12 protein-coding genes are annotated in these 14,127 nt (G+C 58.9%); 9 read left to right on the forward strand and 3 right to left on the reverse strand.

Annotated elements, in window-relative coordinates; genetic code table 11:
* Window positions 1-622: 622 nt before the first annotated feature.
* The gene (locus tag FHL07_RS18020) at window positions 623-892 is read right to left on the reverse strand and encodes a short-chain dehydrogenase (RefSeq protein ID WP_095019118.1); all 270 of its coding nucleotides are present in this window, start codon (window positions 890-892) and stop codon (window positions 623-625) included.
* 429 nt (window positions 893-1,321) lie between these two features.
* On the opposite strand from FHL07_RS18020, the gene FHL07_RS18025 reads away from it, so the two are divergent.
* A complete protein-coding gene (locus tag FHL07_RS18025; RefSeq protein ID WP_095020256.1) occupies window positions 1,322-3,439 on the forward strand; it encodes a TonB-dependent receptor family protein in 2,118 nt (705 codons plus the stop codon).
* Here FHL07_RS18025 and FHL07_RS18030 read toward each other — a convergent pair.
* Complete coding sequence (locus FHL07_RS18030) at window positions 3,436-4,518, reverse strand: AI-2E family transporter (RefSeq protein WP_095002103.1); 1,083 nt, start codon at window positions 4,516-4,518, stop codon at window positions 3,436-3,438. The two genes, FHL07_RS18025 and FHL07_RS18030, sit on opposite strands and share 4 nt — an antisense overlap.
* 146 nt (window positions 4,519-4,664) lie before the next feature.
* Here FHL07_RS18030 and FHL07_RS18035 point away from each other — a divergent pair, with 146 nt between their 5' ends.
* The 8 genes from FHL07_RS18035 to trhP all read left to right on the forward strand — a co-directional run bounded on the left by FHL07_RS18035 (window position 4,665) and on the right by trhP (window position 13,266).
* On the forward strand, window positions 4,665-5,960 hold the full coding sequence (locus tag FHL07_RS18035; protein ID WP_095002104.1) for an OprD family porin: 1,296 nt from the start codon (window positions 4,665-4,667) through the stop codon (window positions 5,958-5,960).
* A gap of 244 nt (window positions 5,961-6,204) precedes the next feature.
* Window positions 6,205-7,032: an NAD-dependent epimerase/dehydratase family protein gene (locus FHL07_RS18040; protein ID WP_095002105.1), complete on the forward strand. Its 828-nt coding sequence runs from the start codon at window positions 6,205-6,207 to the stop codon at window positions 7,030-7,032.
* Window positions 7,033-7,076: 44 nt separating this feature from the next.
* A complete protein-coding gene (locus FHL07_RS18045; protein WP_138738756.1) occupies window positions 7,077-7,964 on the forward strand; it encodes a glucurono-1,5-lactonase in 888 nt (295 codons plus the stop codon).
* Window positions 7,965-8,013: 49 nt separating this feature from the next.
* Window positions 8,014-8,997 (forward strand): TRAP transporter substrate-binding protein, encoded by a 984-nt coding sequence (locus FHL07_RS18050; RefSeq protein WP_095002107.1) that lies wholly within the window; start codon window positions 8,014-8,016, stop codon window positions 8,995-8,997.
* A gap of 61 nt (window positions 8,998-9,058) precedes the next feature.
* Window positions 9,059-9,586 carry a TRAP transporter small permease gene (locus tag FHL07_RS18055; protein ID WP_095002108.1) on the forward strand — a complete coding sequence of 176 codons (528 nt, stop codon included), beginning with the start codon at window positions 9,059-9,061 and terminating at the stop codon, window positions 9,584-9,586.
* A complete protein-coding gene (locus FHL07_RS18060; RefSeq protein WP_095002109.1) occupies window positions 9,587-10,867 on the forward strand; it encodes a TRAP transporter large permease in 1,281 nt (426 codons plus the stop codon).
* A gap of 80 nt (window positions 10,868-10,947) precedes the next feature.
* Window positions 10,948-11,859, forward strand: a complete 912-nt coding sequence (locus tag FHL07_RS18065) for an EamA family transporter (protein WP_095019115.1) — start codon at window positions 10,948-10,950, stop codon at window positions 11,857-11,859.
* A gap of 66 nt (window positions 11,860-11,925) precedes the next feature.
* Entirely contained in the window at window positions 11,926-13,266 is a 1,341-nt protein-coding gene (gene trhP / locus FHL07_RS18070; RefSeq protein ID WP_095031726.1) for a prephenate-dependent tRNA uridine(34) hydroxylase TrhP, read from the forward strand.
* A gap of 109 nt (window positions 13,267-13,375) precedes the next feature.
* On the opposite strand, the gene FHL07_RS18075 is transcribed toward trhP, so the two are convergent.
* Complete coding sequence (locus tag FHL07_RS18075) at window positions 13,376-14,104, reverse strand: dienelactone hydrolase family protein (protein WP_095002112.1); 729 nt, start codon at window positions 14,102-14,104, stop codon at window positions 13,376-13,378.
* Window positions 14,105-14,127 lie beyond the last annotated feature (23 nt).

A 14,127-nucleotide genomic window follows, 5' to 3' on the forward strand; every position in this document is an offset into this window, starting at 1 on the left:
ACGGGCCATCCATGGCCCATCGCGGCTGGCGCGGCGTCCTGCCGCGCCACCCCCATAACAGCACCTGCGTTCGGCCTTCTGTGAGGGGCATTCGCGTCGCTTGATTAATCGCGTGGCAACAGCAACAGCAACAGCAACAGCAAAGGTTAAGGCTTGAAACTGCACCAAGCCCTTGTGGACGCTGGCTTACCTGCGATGCAGACGGCATGGTCTGGCAGGCTAAGCGCGCCGATGCCATCGCGAGCAAGCCCGCTCCCACAGAGGGGATGTGCGGGGCTCGCAGACCTCGCCGCCAAACAGGCCGGCCGGTCGGCCGCCTCGCGGTGCAGTGCTTTTGATCTGCCAGCCCTCCCGGGAGGCCGAGAGGAGGTTCTGTGGAGTGGGTCTCCCGGCATGGATGCCGGGAGAGCCGCGATGGGCCATGGATGGCCCGTGGCGGCGTGCCCACGGAGCAGAGCCGGAGCGAGGGAACCTGAGCGAAGCGAAGGCCGTACGATGGGGCGAGGACTTTTTGGTTCCTTTTTGGTCCTTCAAAAAGGGACTCGCCGTAAGGGCGAAACCACTATTTAAGTTAGACACAAATGCCGGATATGTACTCAACGTATCAGTTAAACAAACACGATCAAGCGGGCCGCAAGCGCCAGCCCAGCACATCGAGCAGGTCACAACCATCGCGCAGCAATTGCGCTGAAACCGTAGCCAGATGTTTGAGATCAACCGAATCGGCCTGCTGCACTTCGCGGCTGGAGAACGATTCCATCAGTTGAGTTACAGCCAGAACGCGGGCGACTGCGTTGGCATGGAGCACATCGAGGGGGACGTTGCGATCGATCAGCAAGGCGGGGATGGTGCAGTCAATGGCTGTTAACGGGATATACGGTGAATTCGTCATAAGAAAGTCTCTTAAAGTTGGATTTAGCCATCCATTTTTGTCGCCAAACAAAAAAGGTGGCCGCTGTACGTGGGTTGGCGAACCGGTAACTTTAAGAAAACCCGGCAGACCCGAAGATCTCCCACGTACAACTGCCATAAAACATTTCGAGCAAATTACACGCTCAACCGTAAATAGCAATTATGTACTTATTTAAAGTTACTGCGGATCGCCAAACCCGGTCGCCTTATCGGCGAGCACCCACTATAGGCCCCGCATCAGACCTCCAGCAATTGCCAAACCTGTGCGATAAATCCCGAAAAAGCGTGAGCTTGCAGCTTCGCGAGCAGGCTCGCTCCCACAACTGGATTGCAACCGTGACAGTTGCGAGTGATTCCGGGCTTGTATAGGCTGGCGCGCCGCCCGCCCATCGATCTGGAAGCTCCATTAATGCGATCCGTGTTCTCCTCGCTTTTACCTTTGGCACTCCTCAGTGCCACCCCCGCCTACGGCAGTGCCCTGGAACTGGGTGAGGTGCAGGTACGCAGCGAAGAAAGCAGCGAACTGGAAGCCGCCCAGAACGCACTCAATGAAGTGCCCGGCGCCAGCAACCTGATCGATATGGCCCGCGTCGAAAACGGTCGCACCGCCAGCAATGCCGATGTACTGGCCTACCAGCCAGGGGTCTACGCGCAATCGGCGGGCAATGACGGGACCAAGGTCTCGGTGCGTGGCTCGGGTATCAACCGCGCCCCCAGCGCCCACGGCTCGGGGCTGTATGTCATGTTCGACGGCCTGCCCCTGACCGGCCCCGGCGGTACGCCCTACGAACTGTTCGAGCCGCTATGGTTGAGCCGCGCCGAAGTGCTGCGCGGCGCCAATGGCTTCGACACCGGCTCGCTGGCCCTGGGCGGCTCGATCAACTACGTCACCCACACCGGCTACGACGCCGCGCCATTGCAGGTGCGTTACGAAACGGGCAGCTATGGCTATCAGAAACGCCAGATCAGCTCCGGGCAGGTGCTGGGAGATCTGGACTACTATGTCGCCCTGACCGACTCAGACACCGACGGCTATCAACACCATACCGCTGGCAGCAGCAAAGGCATCGCAGCCAATGTCGGTTATCGCTTCAGTCCACAACTGGAAACCCGCTTCTACCTGCGCTATCGCGAAACCGATAACGAACTGGCCGGGCGCGTGACCAAAGACAATATCAAGCATCACCCCCGCGCAGCCAACCCGGCCTATGTGGCAGGGGACTACAGCCGCCCGCAACCCGGCAGTACCTGGCTGGGCAACAAGACCACGATGTACCTGGATGACGATTCGCAGCTGGAAGTGGGCCTGGTCTATCACGACTACCCGATGGATCTGCGAGAAGGCCCTAACCGTTTGAAAGTTGCCTACACCGATGTCAGCGGCACGCTCAACTACAAGCGCCGCGACACTCTGTTCGGCCTTGAAAGCAACACCACCGTGGGCCTGCGCAACACCAAGCATTTGCCTAACAGCGGTGCATCGGAATATGTGCGTATCCCTGTGGGCAACACTGCAGGCTATGCCCCGGGCACCAAGATTCGCGACTTCAGTTACCAGGGTTCCGACACCGTGCTGCACGCCAGCAATGATCTGGAACTGATCCCCGACCTGTGGCTGACCACCGGCATGGCGCTGATCTACACCCGCCGCGAGAGCGACGTGAGCTACCCCGACAGCGGTGGCAAGGTCAGCCAGCATGACTGGGACTACGCGCCCCGTGTTGGCCTGCGTTACGAGTTCAATCCGCACTTGCAGGTATACGGCAACCTGAGCCGTTCGGTTGAGCCGCCGCACCCGTGGTCGATGATCTGGGGCTCGCCGTTTACCTTCCCGGTCAACAGTGGCCCGGCTACCGGTCGCCAGAGCACCCCCGTGTCGCTGGACAATCAAACTGCTACTACTCTGGAACTGGGCACCCGTGGCGATTCGTGGCTCGGGCAGTGGGATCTGGCCTGGTATTACTCGGCCGTGCGCCATGAACTGCTGAGCGTCGAAACCCAGGCCGCCACTCTCACCCAAAGCCCGATTGTCGGCGAGTCCAACGCCAGCCCCACCGTGCACCAAGGCATCGAAGCAGGACTCAACAGCCTGCTGTGGGAAAGACAAGCAGTGGGCAAGGTATCCCTGCGCCAGGCCTACACCTTCAGCGACTTCCATTACCGTGACGACGAGCGCTTTGGCGACAACAAGTTGCCGGGGATCCCGCAACACTACTACCAGGCCGAAGTACGCTATGACCATCCGCAGGGCTTCTATGCCGGGGTGAACACCCAGGTTGCCTCACGCATGGCGGTGGATTACGCCAACTCGTATTACACCTCGTCCTATATGCTTTGGGGCGCAACCCTGGGCTACAACGCCCCCAAGCAGGACTGGCAAGCCTGGCTCGACCTGCGCAACCTGAGTGGCGAGCGCTATGCCGCTACGGTTACGCCAGGGTATGACGACAAGGGACTGGACGCCGCGCGCTCCACCCCCGGTGAAGGCAGGGGCGCCTACGTGGGGGTTTCCTACAGCTTCCGTTAATCGCCGGACGGGATATCGGCTGGCAACCGCACCTTGCGCCGGGTGCCACTGAACAGGCCCCAGCTGGACAGGAACAGGGCGGCAATCAATGGCCCGATCACAAAGCCATTGAGGCCGAAGATCGCCATGCCGCCCAGGGTCGAGATCAAAATCAGGAAGTCCGGCATTTTCGTGTCCTTGCCCACCAGGATGGGGCGCAGCACGTTGTCCACCATGCCGATCACAAAGACCCCATACAGCGCCAGCACCACACCCTGCCAGACCGAGCCGGTCACTACGAAGTAAACCGCGACCGGTGCCCAGACGATGCCGGCACCCACGGCGGGCAACAGCGACAGGAACATCATCAGCACCGCCCAGAACAGCGCGCTGTGGATGCCCAACACCCAGAAAATCACCCCGCCCAATGCCCCCTGGGTAATGGCCACCGCCAGGTTGCCCTTGACCGAGGCCCGGACCACACGGCGCAATTTGAGCTGCAACAGGCGTTTTTGCTGTTCTGCAAGCGGTACCGCGTTGCGGATGGTGCGCACCATTTGCTGGCCATCACGAATAAAGAAGTACAGCAGGTACAGCATGATGAAAAAGCTCACCACCAGATCAAAGGTGCTCTGACCAAAGCTGAACACCTGGGTGGCAAAAAACTGGCTGCCTTCGAGTGCACCCTTGGATACTTTCTCGCTCAGCCCGTCGATATTGCCCATGCCGAAACGGTCAAGCCAGTCCTGGGCGGTGGCCGGCAGGATATCCTTGAACTGCATGACATAGCTGGCGACGTTGATTCTGCCGCTTTCAACATCCTTGTAGAGCGTTGCCACTTCCTGCACCAGCAAGGTCGTGGTGATGATGACCGGAATGATCGCGATCACCGTACAGGCCCCCAGCGTGGTAAAAGTTGCCAGGTTGCGTCGGCCTTTTAGCTTGAGTAGCAGCTTGCGTTGCAGGGGTGCAAACAGAATCCCCAGGGCAACAGCCCAAAAAATCGCGCCATAAAACGGCAATAAAATCCAGATGAATGCAATTGTGACCAAGGCCAGCAACAGGAGCAGGGTTTTACGTTGCAGACTTGTTTCGTTCATGAGCCATCCATGTCAGTGATGCGAGTAGGAATCTGGTGCACGCAGTGTAGCCGCTGACATTGACAACTCCCTAGACACTCTGTAAATAATCTGCCTGGTTGTACGACGACAGATAACAAAAATAATAATACTCAGGAGCTCTACGGATGATCACACCTACCTGTGCCCCCTCCCTGTTCACTTGCTCAAGAACCTCCCGTGGTACCCGCTCGCTGGTGTTGCTGGGCCTTGGCAGCATGGGTCTGGCGCTGCCCGTCAGCGGTATGGCCGAAGGCTTTATCGATGACACCAAGGCTACATTGAACCTGCGCAACGCCTACATCAACCGCAACTATACCAACCCTGACTACCCGCAAAGCAAGGCCGAAGAGTGGACGCAAAACTTCATTCTCGACGTCAAGTCCGGCTTTACCCAGGGCACTGTCGGTTTCGGAGTGGATGTACTGGGGCTTTACTCGCAAAAACTCGACGGCGGCAAGGGCACGGTCGGTACTCAACTGTTACCGACCCACAGCGATGGTGAGCCCGCCGATAACTTTGGTCGTTTGGGTGTTGCGGCCAAGGCCAAAATCTCCAATACGGAACTGAAAATCGGCGAGTGGATGCCGGTACTGCCGATCCTGCGCTCGGACGATGGCCGCTCCTTGCCGCAAACCTTCCGTGGCGGCCAGATCACTTCAAAAGAAATCGCCGGGCTGAACCTCTACGGTGGCCAGTTCCGCGCCAACAGCCCGCGTAACGACGCAAGCATGGAAGACATGTCGCTCAACGGCAAAGGTGCCTTTACCTCCGATCGCTTCAACTTTGCCGGCGGTGATTACAGCTTCAATGAAAAGCGTACCCAGGTCGGCCTGTGGTATGCCCAGCTGGAAGACATCTACCAGCAGCAATTTTTAAACGTGTTGCACAGCCAACCTGTTGGCGATGTGACGCTGGGCGCAAACCTCGGTTATTTCTGGGGCAAGGAAGACGGTAACAAACTGGCGGGGGACCTGGACAATAGAACCGCCTACGCCCTGCTGTCGGCCAAATACAAGGGCAACACTCTGTATGTGGGCCTGCAGAAAATCAGTGGCGACGATGGCTGGTTCAGGGTCAATGGCACCAGCGGCGGAACCCTGGCCAACGACAGCTACAACTCCAGCTATGACCTGGCCAAGGAGCGCTCCTGGCAAGTGCGTCATGACCTGGATTTCGCGGTGCTCGGCGTCCCCGGCCTGACCATGATGAACCGCTATATCAGTGGCGATAACATCCACACCGGCAGCATCACCGATGGCAAGGAATGGGGCCGCGAATCGGAACTGGCTTACACCGTACAGGCCGGTACGTTCAAGGACCTTAACCTGCGCTGGCGCAATGCGAGTATCCGACGCGACTACAGCACCCACGAATTCGACGAAAACCGCATCTTTATCAGCTATCCGTTGTCGTTGCTGTAAGTCATGTCTGTGCCATCGGGGGGCGCTTGCGACCCTCACCCCTGCCCTCTCCCAAAGGGAGAGGGGGCTGATGTGTGGTGTTACGCAGAACTGCTTTTGCCTTCAGTCCCCTCTCCCTTTGGGAGAGGGTGCTTTTGGTGAATAATCCAGATCACTTGTGCATTGACAACCACCGCAATGACTGTGAATAATCCAACCCAAGTCATACGACAACTGACAATAACAAGTACGACAGGGCCCTTTGATGACAACCACACACACTGTCCAAACCCCCTTCAATCGCCTTCTCCTCACCGGTGCTGCTGGCGGTCTGGGGAAGGTGCTACGCGAAACCCTCAAGCCCTACGCCAGGGTGCTGCGACTTTCAGATATCGCCGCAATGGCTCCTGCTGCCGACAGCCGCGAGGAAGTGTTCATCTGCGACCTTGCCGACAAACAGGCCGTCCACCAGCTGGTTGAAGGGGTAGACGCCATCCTGCACTTTGGCGGTGTCTCGGTGGAGCGCCCGTTCGAAGAGATCCTCGGCCCCAATATCAGCGGCATTTTCCATATCTACGAAGCGGCACGCCGACATGGCGTCAAACGGGTGATTTTCGCCAGTTCCAATCATGTCATCGGGTTCTACAAACAGGACCAGACCCTGGATGCCCACTCCCCGCGCCGGCCTGACAGTTACTACGGGCTGTCCAAGTCTTATGGCGAAGACATGGCCACCTTCTACTTCGATCGCTATGGCATCGAAACCGTCAGCATCCGCATCGGTTCCTCGTTCCCCGAGCCGCAAAACCGCCGGATGATGAGCACCTGGCTGAGCTTTGCTGACCTTACACAGCTGCTCGAGCGCTCGCTGTACACGCCGGATGTCGGCCACACCGTGGTCTATGGCGCCTCCAACAACCTCAATGTGTGGTGGGACAACCGCTATGCCGCCCACCTGGGTTTTGAGCCCAGAGACACCTCTGAAGTGTTTCGCGACAAGATCGAAGCTCAGCCGATGCCTGCGGCCAATGACCCGAGCATGGTTTACCAGGGCGGTGCCTTCGTGGCTGCCGGCCCGTTTGGCGACGAATAAATACGCCCCTGCCACCAAAACAAGATCACAGAGGTCGAGGCATCATGACAGCTGAACTGATTCTCGATGCACGTAATGCCACCGGCGAAAGCCCGGTCTGGAGCATCGCGGAGCAGGCACTTTACTGGGTGGATATCCCGGCAAAACGCTTGCATCGCTGGAGCCCCGCCGATGGTAAAGAGCACAGTTGGCAAGCCTCGCAAATGCTCGCCTGCATTGCTCAGACAGGTCATGGCAGTTGGATCGCCGCGATGGAAAACGGTCTGTTCGCTATCACCCCTCACGCCGATGGCAGCCTCGACAGTCGTTTGCTGGCCAGCGTGACCCATGCCCTGCCAGGCATGCGCTTCAATGATGGCCGCTGCGACCGCCAGGGCCGCTTCTGGGCGGGCACCATGGTGATGGACATGGCCGCCGGCGCCCCGGTGGGCGCCATGTACTGCTACAACGCAGGCCAGACCGAGCCGCTCACGGCGCAACTGCAGGGCTTGATCGTGCCCAACGGCCTGGCGTTCAGCCCCGATGGCAAAACCCTGTACCTGTCGGACTCACACCCGGACGTGCAAAAAATCTGGGCTTTTGACTACGACACCGACACGGGTACCCCTCACAACCGTCGCCTGTTTGTGGACATGGGCGAGCACCCGGGTCGCCCCGATGGCGCCGCCGTGGATGCCGAGGGCTGCTACTGGATTTGCGGCAACGATGCCGGGCTGATCCATCGCTTTACCCCGCAAGGCAAGCTCGACCGCTCCCTGACCGTACCCGTGAAAAAACCGGCGATGTGCGCTTTTGGCGGCGCTGATCTGGACACCCTGTTTGTGACCTCGATCCGCCCTGCAGGCGATCTCGCCGACCAGCCGTTGGCAGGAGGCGTGTTTGCCCTCCGCCCCGGGGTCAAGGGCTTGCCGGAGCCACTACTGAATAACTGACAACCGATCCAACACCTTGAAATAACAAAAACAATATTTGGAGTGACCCATGGATTTCAAACGCACCCTGCTGATTGCTGCTCTCCCCCTGGCCTTCTGCCTCTCAGGCGTGGCCCAGGCCGAAATCAAGATCAAGTTCGCCGAGGTTCATCCCACTGGCTATCCGCCAGTGCTGGCCGAACAGGAAATGGGCAAAAAGCTTCAGGAACAGAGCAACGGCGATATTTCCTTCAAGATGTTTGCCGGTGGCGTACTGGGTTCAGAGAAAGAAGTGGTCGAACAATTGCAGTCCGGCGCGGTGCAGATGACCCGGGTCAGCCTCGGCATCCTTGGTCCGGTAGTACCGGAAACCAATGCCTTCAACCTGCCGTTCGTGTTCCGCGACCAAGCCCATATGCGCAAGATCATCGACGGCGAAATCGGCCAGGAGATGCTGGATAAAATCACCAACTCCGACTTCAATATGGTCGCGCTGGCCTGGATGGACGGCGGCACACGCAACCTGTACACAAAAAAACCGGTACGTGAGATTGCCGACCTCAAAGGCATGAAAATCCGCGTACAAGGCAACCCGGTGTTTATCGACACCATCAACGACATGGGCGGTAATGGCATCGCCATGGCCACCGGCGAGATTTTCAGCGCCCTGCAGACCGGCGTGATCGATGGCGCAGAGAACAACCCGCCGACCTTCCTTGAGCACAACCACTACCAGAACGCCAAGTACTTCACCTGGACCGACCACCTGATCCTCCCCGAGCCGATCGTGATCGCCAAGACCACCTGGGCCAAACTCAGCCCCGAGCAACAAGCCCTGGTGCAAAAACTGGCCCGTGAAGCGCAAATGGAAGAACGAGTGATCTGGGACAAAAAATCCGCAGAGAGCGAAACCAAACTCAAAACTGCCGGCGTGGAATTCATCACCCTCACCCCGGAGCAGAAAAAAGCCTTCTACGACGCCACCCAGCCCGTTCGCGACAAGTACGGTGCCAACTACAAAGATCTGATCTCGCGCATCGAAGCCGTCCAATAAGCCAGTCCGATAACGCCGCCGCAACGGGCGCAAGCCCGTTTGCCGCGTAGTGGTGAGCCCCATGAAAAATACCGTACTGCGCTTTAATGACTTGCTGTACAGGGCCTGCATCGGGATCGCCGGTTTGTCGGTGCTGACCATGACCTTGATCATCCCCTGGGGCATTTTTGCCCGCTACGTGCTGGGCAGCGGCTCCAGCTGGCCCGAGCCCACCGCCATTCTGCTGATGGTGGTGTTTACCTTCTTTGGCGCTGCCGCCAGCTACCGTGCCGGTGCCCATATGGCAGTGGCGATGGCGGTCGAGCGCATGCCGGCCCATGTCCGCAAACTGGCCGCGGTGCTGGTGCAAATCCTGATGGTCATCGTCTGCCTGTTCATGACGGTCAAGGGCTTCAAACTGTGCGCGACCACCTGGAACCAGTTTCTTGGCGAAATGCCGGGTTTGCGCGTAGGCATCTCCTATCTGCCTATCCCGCTGGGCGGCATCGTGACCCTGATCTTCGTCCTGGAAAAACTCTTCCTGGGTGACCAAAGCCACCGCCGTGCCGTGCGGTTCGACATTGTAGAAGCCAGCGAAGAGGCCGTATAAATGGACGCTTTCGTACTGTTGGGCAGTTTTATCGCCCTGATCCTTATCGGCATGCCGGTCGCCTACGCGCTGGGTCTGTCGGCACTGGTCGGCGCCTGGTGGATCGATATCCCGTTCGATGCCCTGATGATTCAAGTCGCTGGCGGGGTTAACAAGTTCTCGCTGCTGGCCATCCCGTTTTTTGTCCTGGCCGGGGCGATCATGGCCGAAGGCGGCATGTCACGTCGGCTGGTGGCCTTTGCCGGGGTACTGGTAGGGTTTGTGCGCGGCGGTCTGTCGCTGGTCAATATCGTCGCCTCGACCTTCTTTGGCGCGATTTCCGGCTCTTCCGTCGCCGACACCGCTTCCGTGGGCTCGGTACTGATTCCGGAAATGGAGCGCGCCGGTTACCCCCGTGAGTTCTCCACGGCGGTAACGGTCAGCGGCTCGGTACAGGCTTTGCTCACCCCGCCCAGCCACAACTCGGTGCTGTACTCGCTGGCAGCGGGCGGCACGGTATCGATCGCTTCGCTGTTTATGGCCGGGATCATGCCGGGGTTGTTGCTCAGCGCAGTGATGATGGGCCTGTGCATGATCTTTGCGCGCAGACGCAACTACCCCAAGGGTGAAGTGATCCCGCTGCGCACCGCGCTGAAAATCGCCGGTGAAGCGATGTGGGGCCTGATGGCCATGGTCATCATCCTTGGCGGCATCCTCACTGGCGTCTTCACTGCCACCGAGTCGGCGGCGGTCGCGGTGGTGTGGTCGTTCTTCGTCACCATGTTCATTTACCGCGACTACAAGTGGCGTGATCTGCCCAAGCTGATGCATCGGGCGGTGCGTACCATTTCCATCGTGATGATCCTGATCGGCTTTGCTGCCAGCTTCGGTTACATCCTGACGCTGATGGAAATCCCGATGAAGATCACCACCGCGTTCCTGACCCTGTCGGATAACCGCTACGTGATCCTGATGTGCATCAACGTCATGTTGTTGTTGCTGGGCACGGTGATGGACATGGCGCCGCTGATCCTGATCCTCACCCCGATCCTGCTGCCGGTGATTATCGGTATCGGTGTCGACCCGGTACATTTTGGCATGATCATGCTGGTCAACCTGGGCATCGGCCTGATCACACCGCCGGTGGGCGCGGTGCTGTTCGTGGGTGCAGCCGTGGGCAAGGTCACCATCGAAAACACCGTTAAAGCGCTGCTGCCATTCTACCTGGCACTGTTTATGGTGCTGATGCTGGTGACCTACGTTCCGGCCATCTCGCTGTGGTTGCCAAACCTGGTGCTGTAACCCCGCCTTACCCCTGTGGGAGCTCGCTCCCACAGGGATATTGAAGCGGCTCTATTTCCAGCCAAGGAGGCTGGTTGCTTATGTCTGCTCCTGCGTTGTTCCCGCGCCATATCGCAGTATTGATTCTGGTACTGCTGGCCTGCGCTTTTGCGGGCAATCATATCGCCGCCCGGATTGCCTTCGACCACGACACCGGTTTGCTGCTGGCGATTCTATGTCGTGCTGGCGTGACCTTGCTGGTATTGACCGGCCTGGTGCTATGGCAACGCGAGCGCCCTCGGCTAACCCCCGCCAACTGGCGTTGGCAATTGCTGTTGGGATTGCTGATCGCAGCACAAAGCTTCTGCATTTATTCAGCCGTGGCCCGTATCCCCGTGGCCCTGGCATTGTTGATCGGCAATATGGCGCCGATCCTGCTGGTACTGCTGACCTGGGCCCTGGGCGGTGCGGCACCCACCCTGCGGGCGGCACTGCTGATGGGGCTGATCATGTGCGGCCTGGTGTTTGCCCTCGACGTGCCCGAACGTTTGTCCAGCCAGCACAGTACCGAGGCACAGTGGCTCGAAGGCATCCTCTTCGGCTTTGCTGCCGCTTGCGTGTTTGCCTGTGCGCTATGGATCACCGATCACAAACTCTCGAGCCTGCGCGGTACGGTGCGTAGCATGCTGACCATGCTTATCGTATTTTGTGCGGCAGCCCTGGCCGGAGTCAGCGGGGTGCTGCCGGGCGGGGTGTCGCTGCCCTCCTCGTCTACCGGCTGGACAGCCCTGGCCTTTCTGGTTGCGCTTTACGGGCTGGGCTTCTGCCTGTTGTTTATCTGCATGACGCGGCTGAACATGGCCCGCAACGCACCGGTAATGAACGTCGAACCGGTGGCGAGCCTGCTGTTTGGCTGGCTGATTCTTGACCAGTTGCTCAGCAGCGGCCAGATCATCGGCGGCCTGATTGTGGTCGCGGGCATTGTGATGCTGACCTGGCCGCGCAAAGCATAGATCCAGATCAATAGCCGGGAGCAAGGGCTCGACTACCATCGCGCCTTTTTTGCGAACGAACTGACTATGCGCCTTGCTCCGCCCGAACTCCTCGCCCCTGCCGGCACCCTGAAAAATATGCGCTATGCCTTCGCGTATGGCGCCGACGCGGTGTATGCGGGCCAACCACGCTACAGCTTGCGCGTGCGCAACAACGAATTCGACCACACTAACCTGGCCATTGGCATCGCCGAAGCCCAGGCCCAGGGCAAACGTTTTTACGTGGTGGTCAATATCGCCCCGCACAACGCCAAGCTGCGTACCTTTCTCAAGGATCTGGAACCGGTGATTGCCATGGCACCGGATGCGCTGATCATGTCCGACCCGGGCCTGATCATGCTGGTGCGCAAAAACTTCCCCCATGTGCCGATTCACTTGTCGGTTCAGGCCAATACCGTGAACTGGGCCAGTGTTGAATTCTGGCGCCAGCAAGGCCTGAGCCGCATCATCCTGTCCCGGGAGTTGTCGCTGGAAGAGATCGAAGAAATCCGCCAGCAAGTACCCGATATGGAGCTGGAGATTTTCGTACATGGCGCGCTATGCATGGCCTACTCCGGGCGCTGCCTGTTATCTGGCTACATGAACAAGCGTGATGCCAACCAGGGCAGCTGCACCAATGCCTGCCGCTGGAAATACGACGCCAAACCGGCCACGGAAAACGAACTGGGCAATATCGTCAATGTGGTCGAGCCAACCCTGGGCGTGGGTGCGCCGACTGACGAAGTGTTTGTGCTGAACGAAGCCAACCGTGCCGATGAACCGATGACCGCGTTCGAGGACGAACACGGTACTTACATCATGAACTCCAAGGATCTGCGTGCTGTACAGCATGTGGCGCGGCTGGCGGAAATGGGCGTGCATTCGCTGAAGATCGAGGGCCGCACCAAGTCGCACTTTTACTGCGCGCGCGCCACTCAGGTATATCGCAAGGCGATTGATGATGCAGTGGCGGGTCGTGAATTTGATCGCAGCCTGATGACCGATCTGGAGTCACTGGCCCAGCGTGGTTATACCGAAGGGTTCTTGCGCCGCCATGTACACGATGAATACCAGAACTACCTGCATGGCAGCTCACTGTCCCATCGTCAGCAGTTTGTCGGGGAATTGACCGGCGAACGACGCAATGGCCTGGCCGAAGTCAAAGTGAAAAACCGATTTGCTTTGGGCGATCATCTGGAGCTGATGACACCCCATGGCAACTATCACTTTGATCTGGAGCGGCTGCTTAACAGTGCAGGCTTGCCGACCCAGGTGGCGCCGGGTGATGGCCACACCGTGTACCTGCCGATCCCCGAGCAGGTGGACTTGAACTACGGGTTGTTGATGCGGGATTTGACGGTGAGCGAGGTGATGGAACGTTCGGCGTGACCACTGTGGGAGCGGGCTTGCTCGCGATAGCATCGCCCGGTGTTGTCTGACAGACCGAGCCGTCAGCATCGCGAGCAAGCCCGCTCCCACAGACTGTCTGTGATTGCGATTAATCGCGAAACACTTCATCCAGCAAGTTATGCATGGCGGTGAACGCCCGACCCGCAGTTTTGGCGTCGTACATCATCTTGCCCGGCACATTGGCGTGGGGGTCAGTGAACGAATGCACTGCGCCGCCATAGCTGGTCAGTTGCCAGTCCACACCCGCCGCGTTCATCTCCGCCTCAAACGCTGGTAGCTGCTCGCTTGGCACCAATGGGTCCAGCGCGCCGTGCAACACCAGCACCGAGCCCTTGATGCTCTGGGCATCGATCGGGTTAGGTGTGTCCAGCGTGCCGTGGAATGACACCGCAGCTTGCAACGGTGCACCACTGCGTGCCAGTTCCAGTGAACAGCACCCGCCAAAACAGAAACCAAAGGTTGCCAGCTTGTTGCTGTCGACCTGGGCCAGGCCCTGATTTTTCAGCATGTCATACGCTGCCCACATACGCTTGCGCAGCAAGGCACGGTCATTCTTGAGCGGCATCATCGCCGCACCGGCCTCGTCGGCGTTGCCGGGCCGGGTGCCCTGGCCATACAAATCGGCGATCAGTACCACATAACCCTGTTCTGCCACCGACTTGGCAATCTCTTCGGCGCCTGCGCTGATGCCCATCCAGTTGGGCGCCATCAGCAAACCCGGCAACGGGTCTTCACGGCTCGGATCAAAGGCCAAACGGCCTTCGTAAGGTTGGCCGTCGATTTGATAAGCCACAGAGCTGACCGAAATGGATTTCATCAAAAACTCCTGAATTTGAAACA

Source organism: Pseudomonas sp. FSL W7-0098, from assembly GCF_005930585.1.
GTDB classification, from domain to species: domain Bacteria; phylum Pseudomonadota; class Gammaproteobacteria; order Pseudomonadales; family Pseudomonadaceae; genus Aquipseudomonas; species Aquipseudomonas bubulae.

Bases quoted from the DNA above. Each gene is read 5' to 3' on its own strand.
- FHL07_RS18020 (WP_095019118.1), bottom strand. From the start codon at position 892: ATGACGAATTCACCGTATATCCCGTTAACAGCCATTGACTGCACCATC.
- FHL07_RS18025 (WP_095020256.1), top strand. From the start codon at position 1,322: ATGCGATCCGTGTTCTCCTCGCTTTTACCTTTGGCACTCCTCAGTGCC.
- FHL07_RS18030 (WP_095002103.1), bottom strand. From the start codon at position 4,518: ATGAACGAAACAAGTCTGCAACGTAAAACCCTGCTCCTGTTGCTGGCC.
- FHL07_RS18035 (WP_095002104.1), top strand. From the start codon at position 4,665: ATGATCACACCTACCTGTGCCCCCTCCCTGTTCACTTGCTCAAGAACC.
- FHL07_RS18040 (WP_095002105.1), top strand. From the start codon at position 6,205: ATGACAACCACACACACTGTCCAAACCCCCTTCAATCGCCTTCTCCTC.
- FHL07_RS18045 (WP_138738756.1), top strand. From the start codon at position 7,077: ATGACAGCTGAACTGATTCTCGATGCACGTAATGCCACCGGCGAAAGC.
- FHL07_RS18050 (WP_095002107.1), top strand. From the start codon at position 8,014: ATGGATTTCAAACGCACCCTGCTGATTGCTGCTCTCCCCCTGGCCTTC.
- FHL07_RS18055 (WP_095002108.1), top strand. From the start codon at position 9,059: ATGAAAAATACCGTACTGCGCTTTAATGACTTGCTGTACAGGGCCTGC.
- FHL07_RS18060 (WP_095002109.1), top strand. From the start codon at position 9,587: ATGGACGCTTTCGTACTGTTGGGCAGTTTTATCGCCCTGATCCTTATC.
- FHL07_RS18065 (WP_095019115.1), top strand. From the start codon at position 10,948: ATGTCTGCTCCTGCGTTGTTCCCGCGCCATATCGCAGTATTGATTCTG.
- trhP (WP_095031726.1), top strand. From the start codon at position 11,926: ATGCGCCTTGCTCCGCCCGAACTCCTCGCCCCTGCCGGCACCCTGAAA.
- FHL07_RS18075 (WP_095002112.1), bottom strand. From the start codon at position 14,104: ATGAAATCCATTTCGGTCAGCTCTGTGGCTTATCAAATCGACGGCCAA.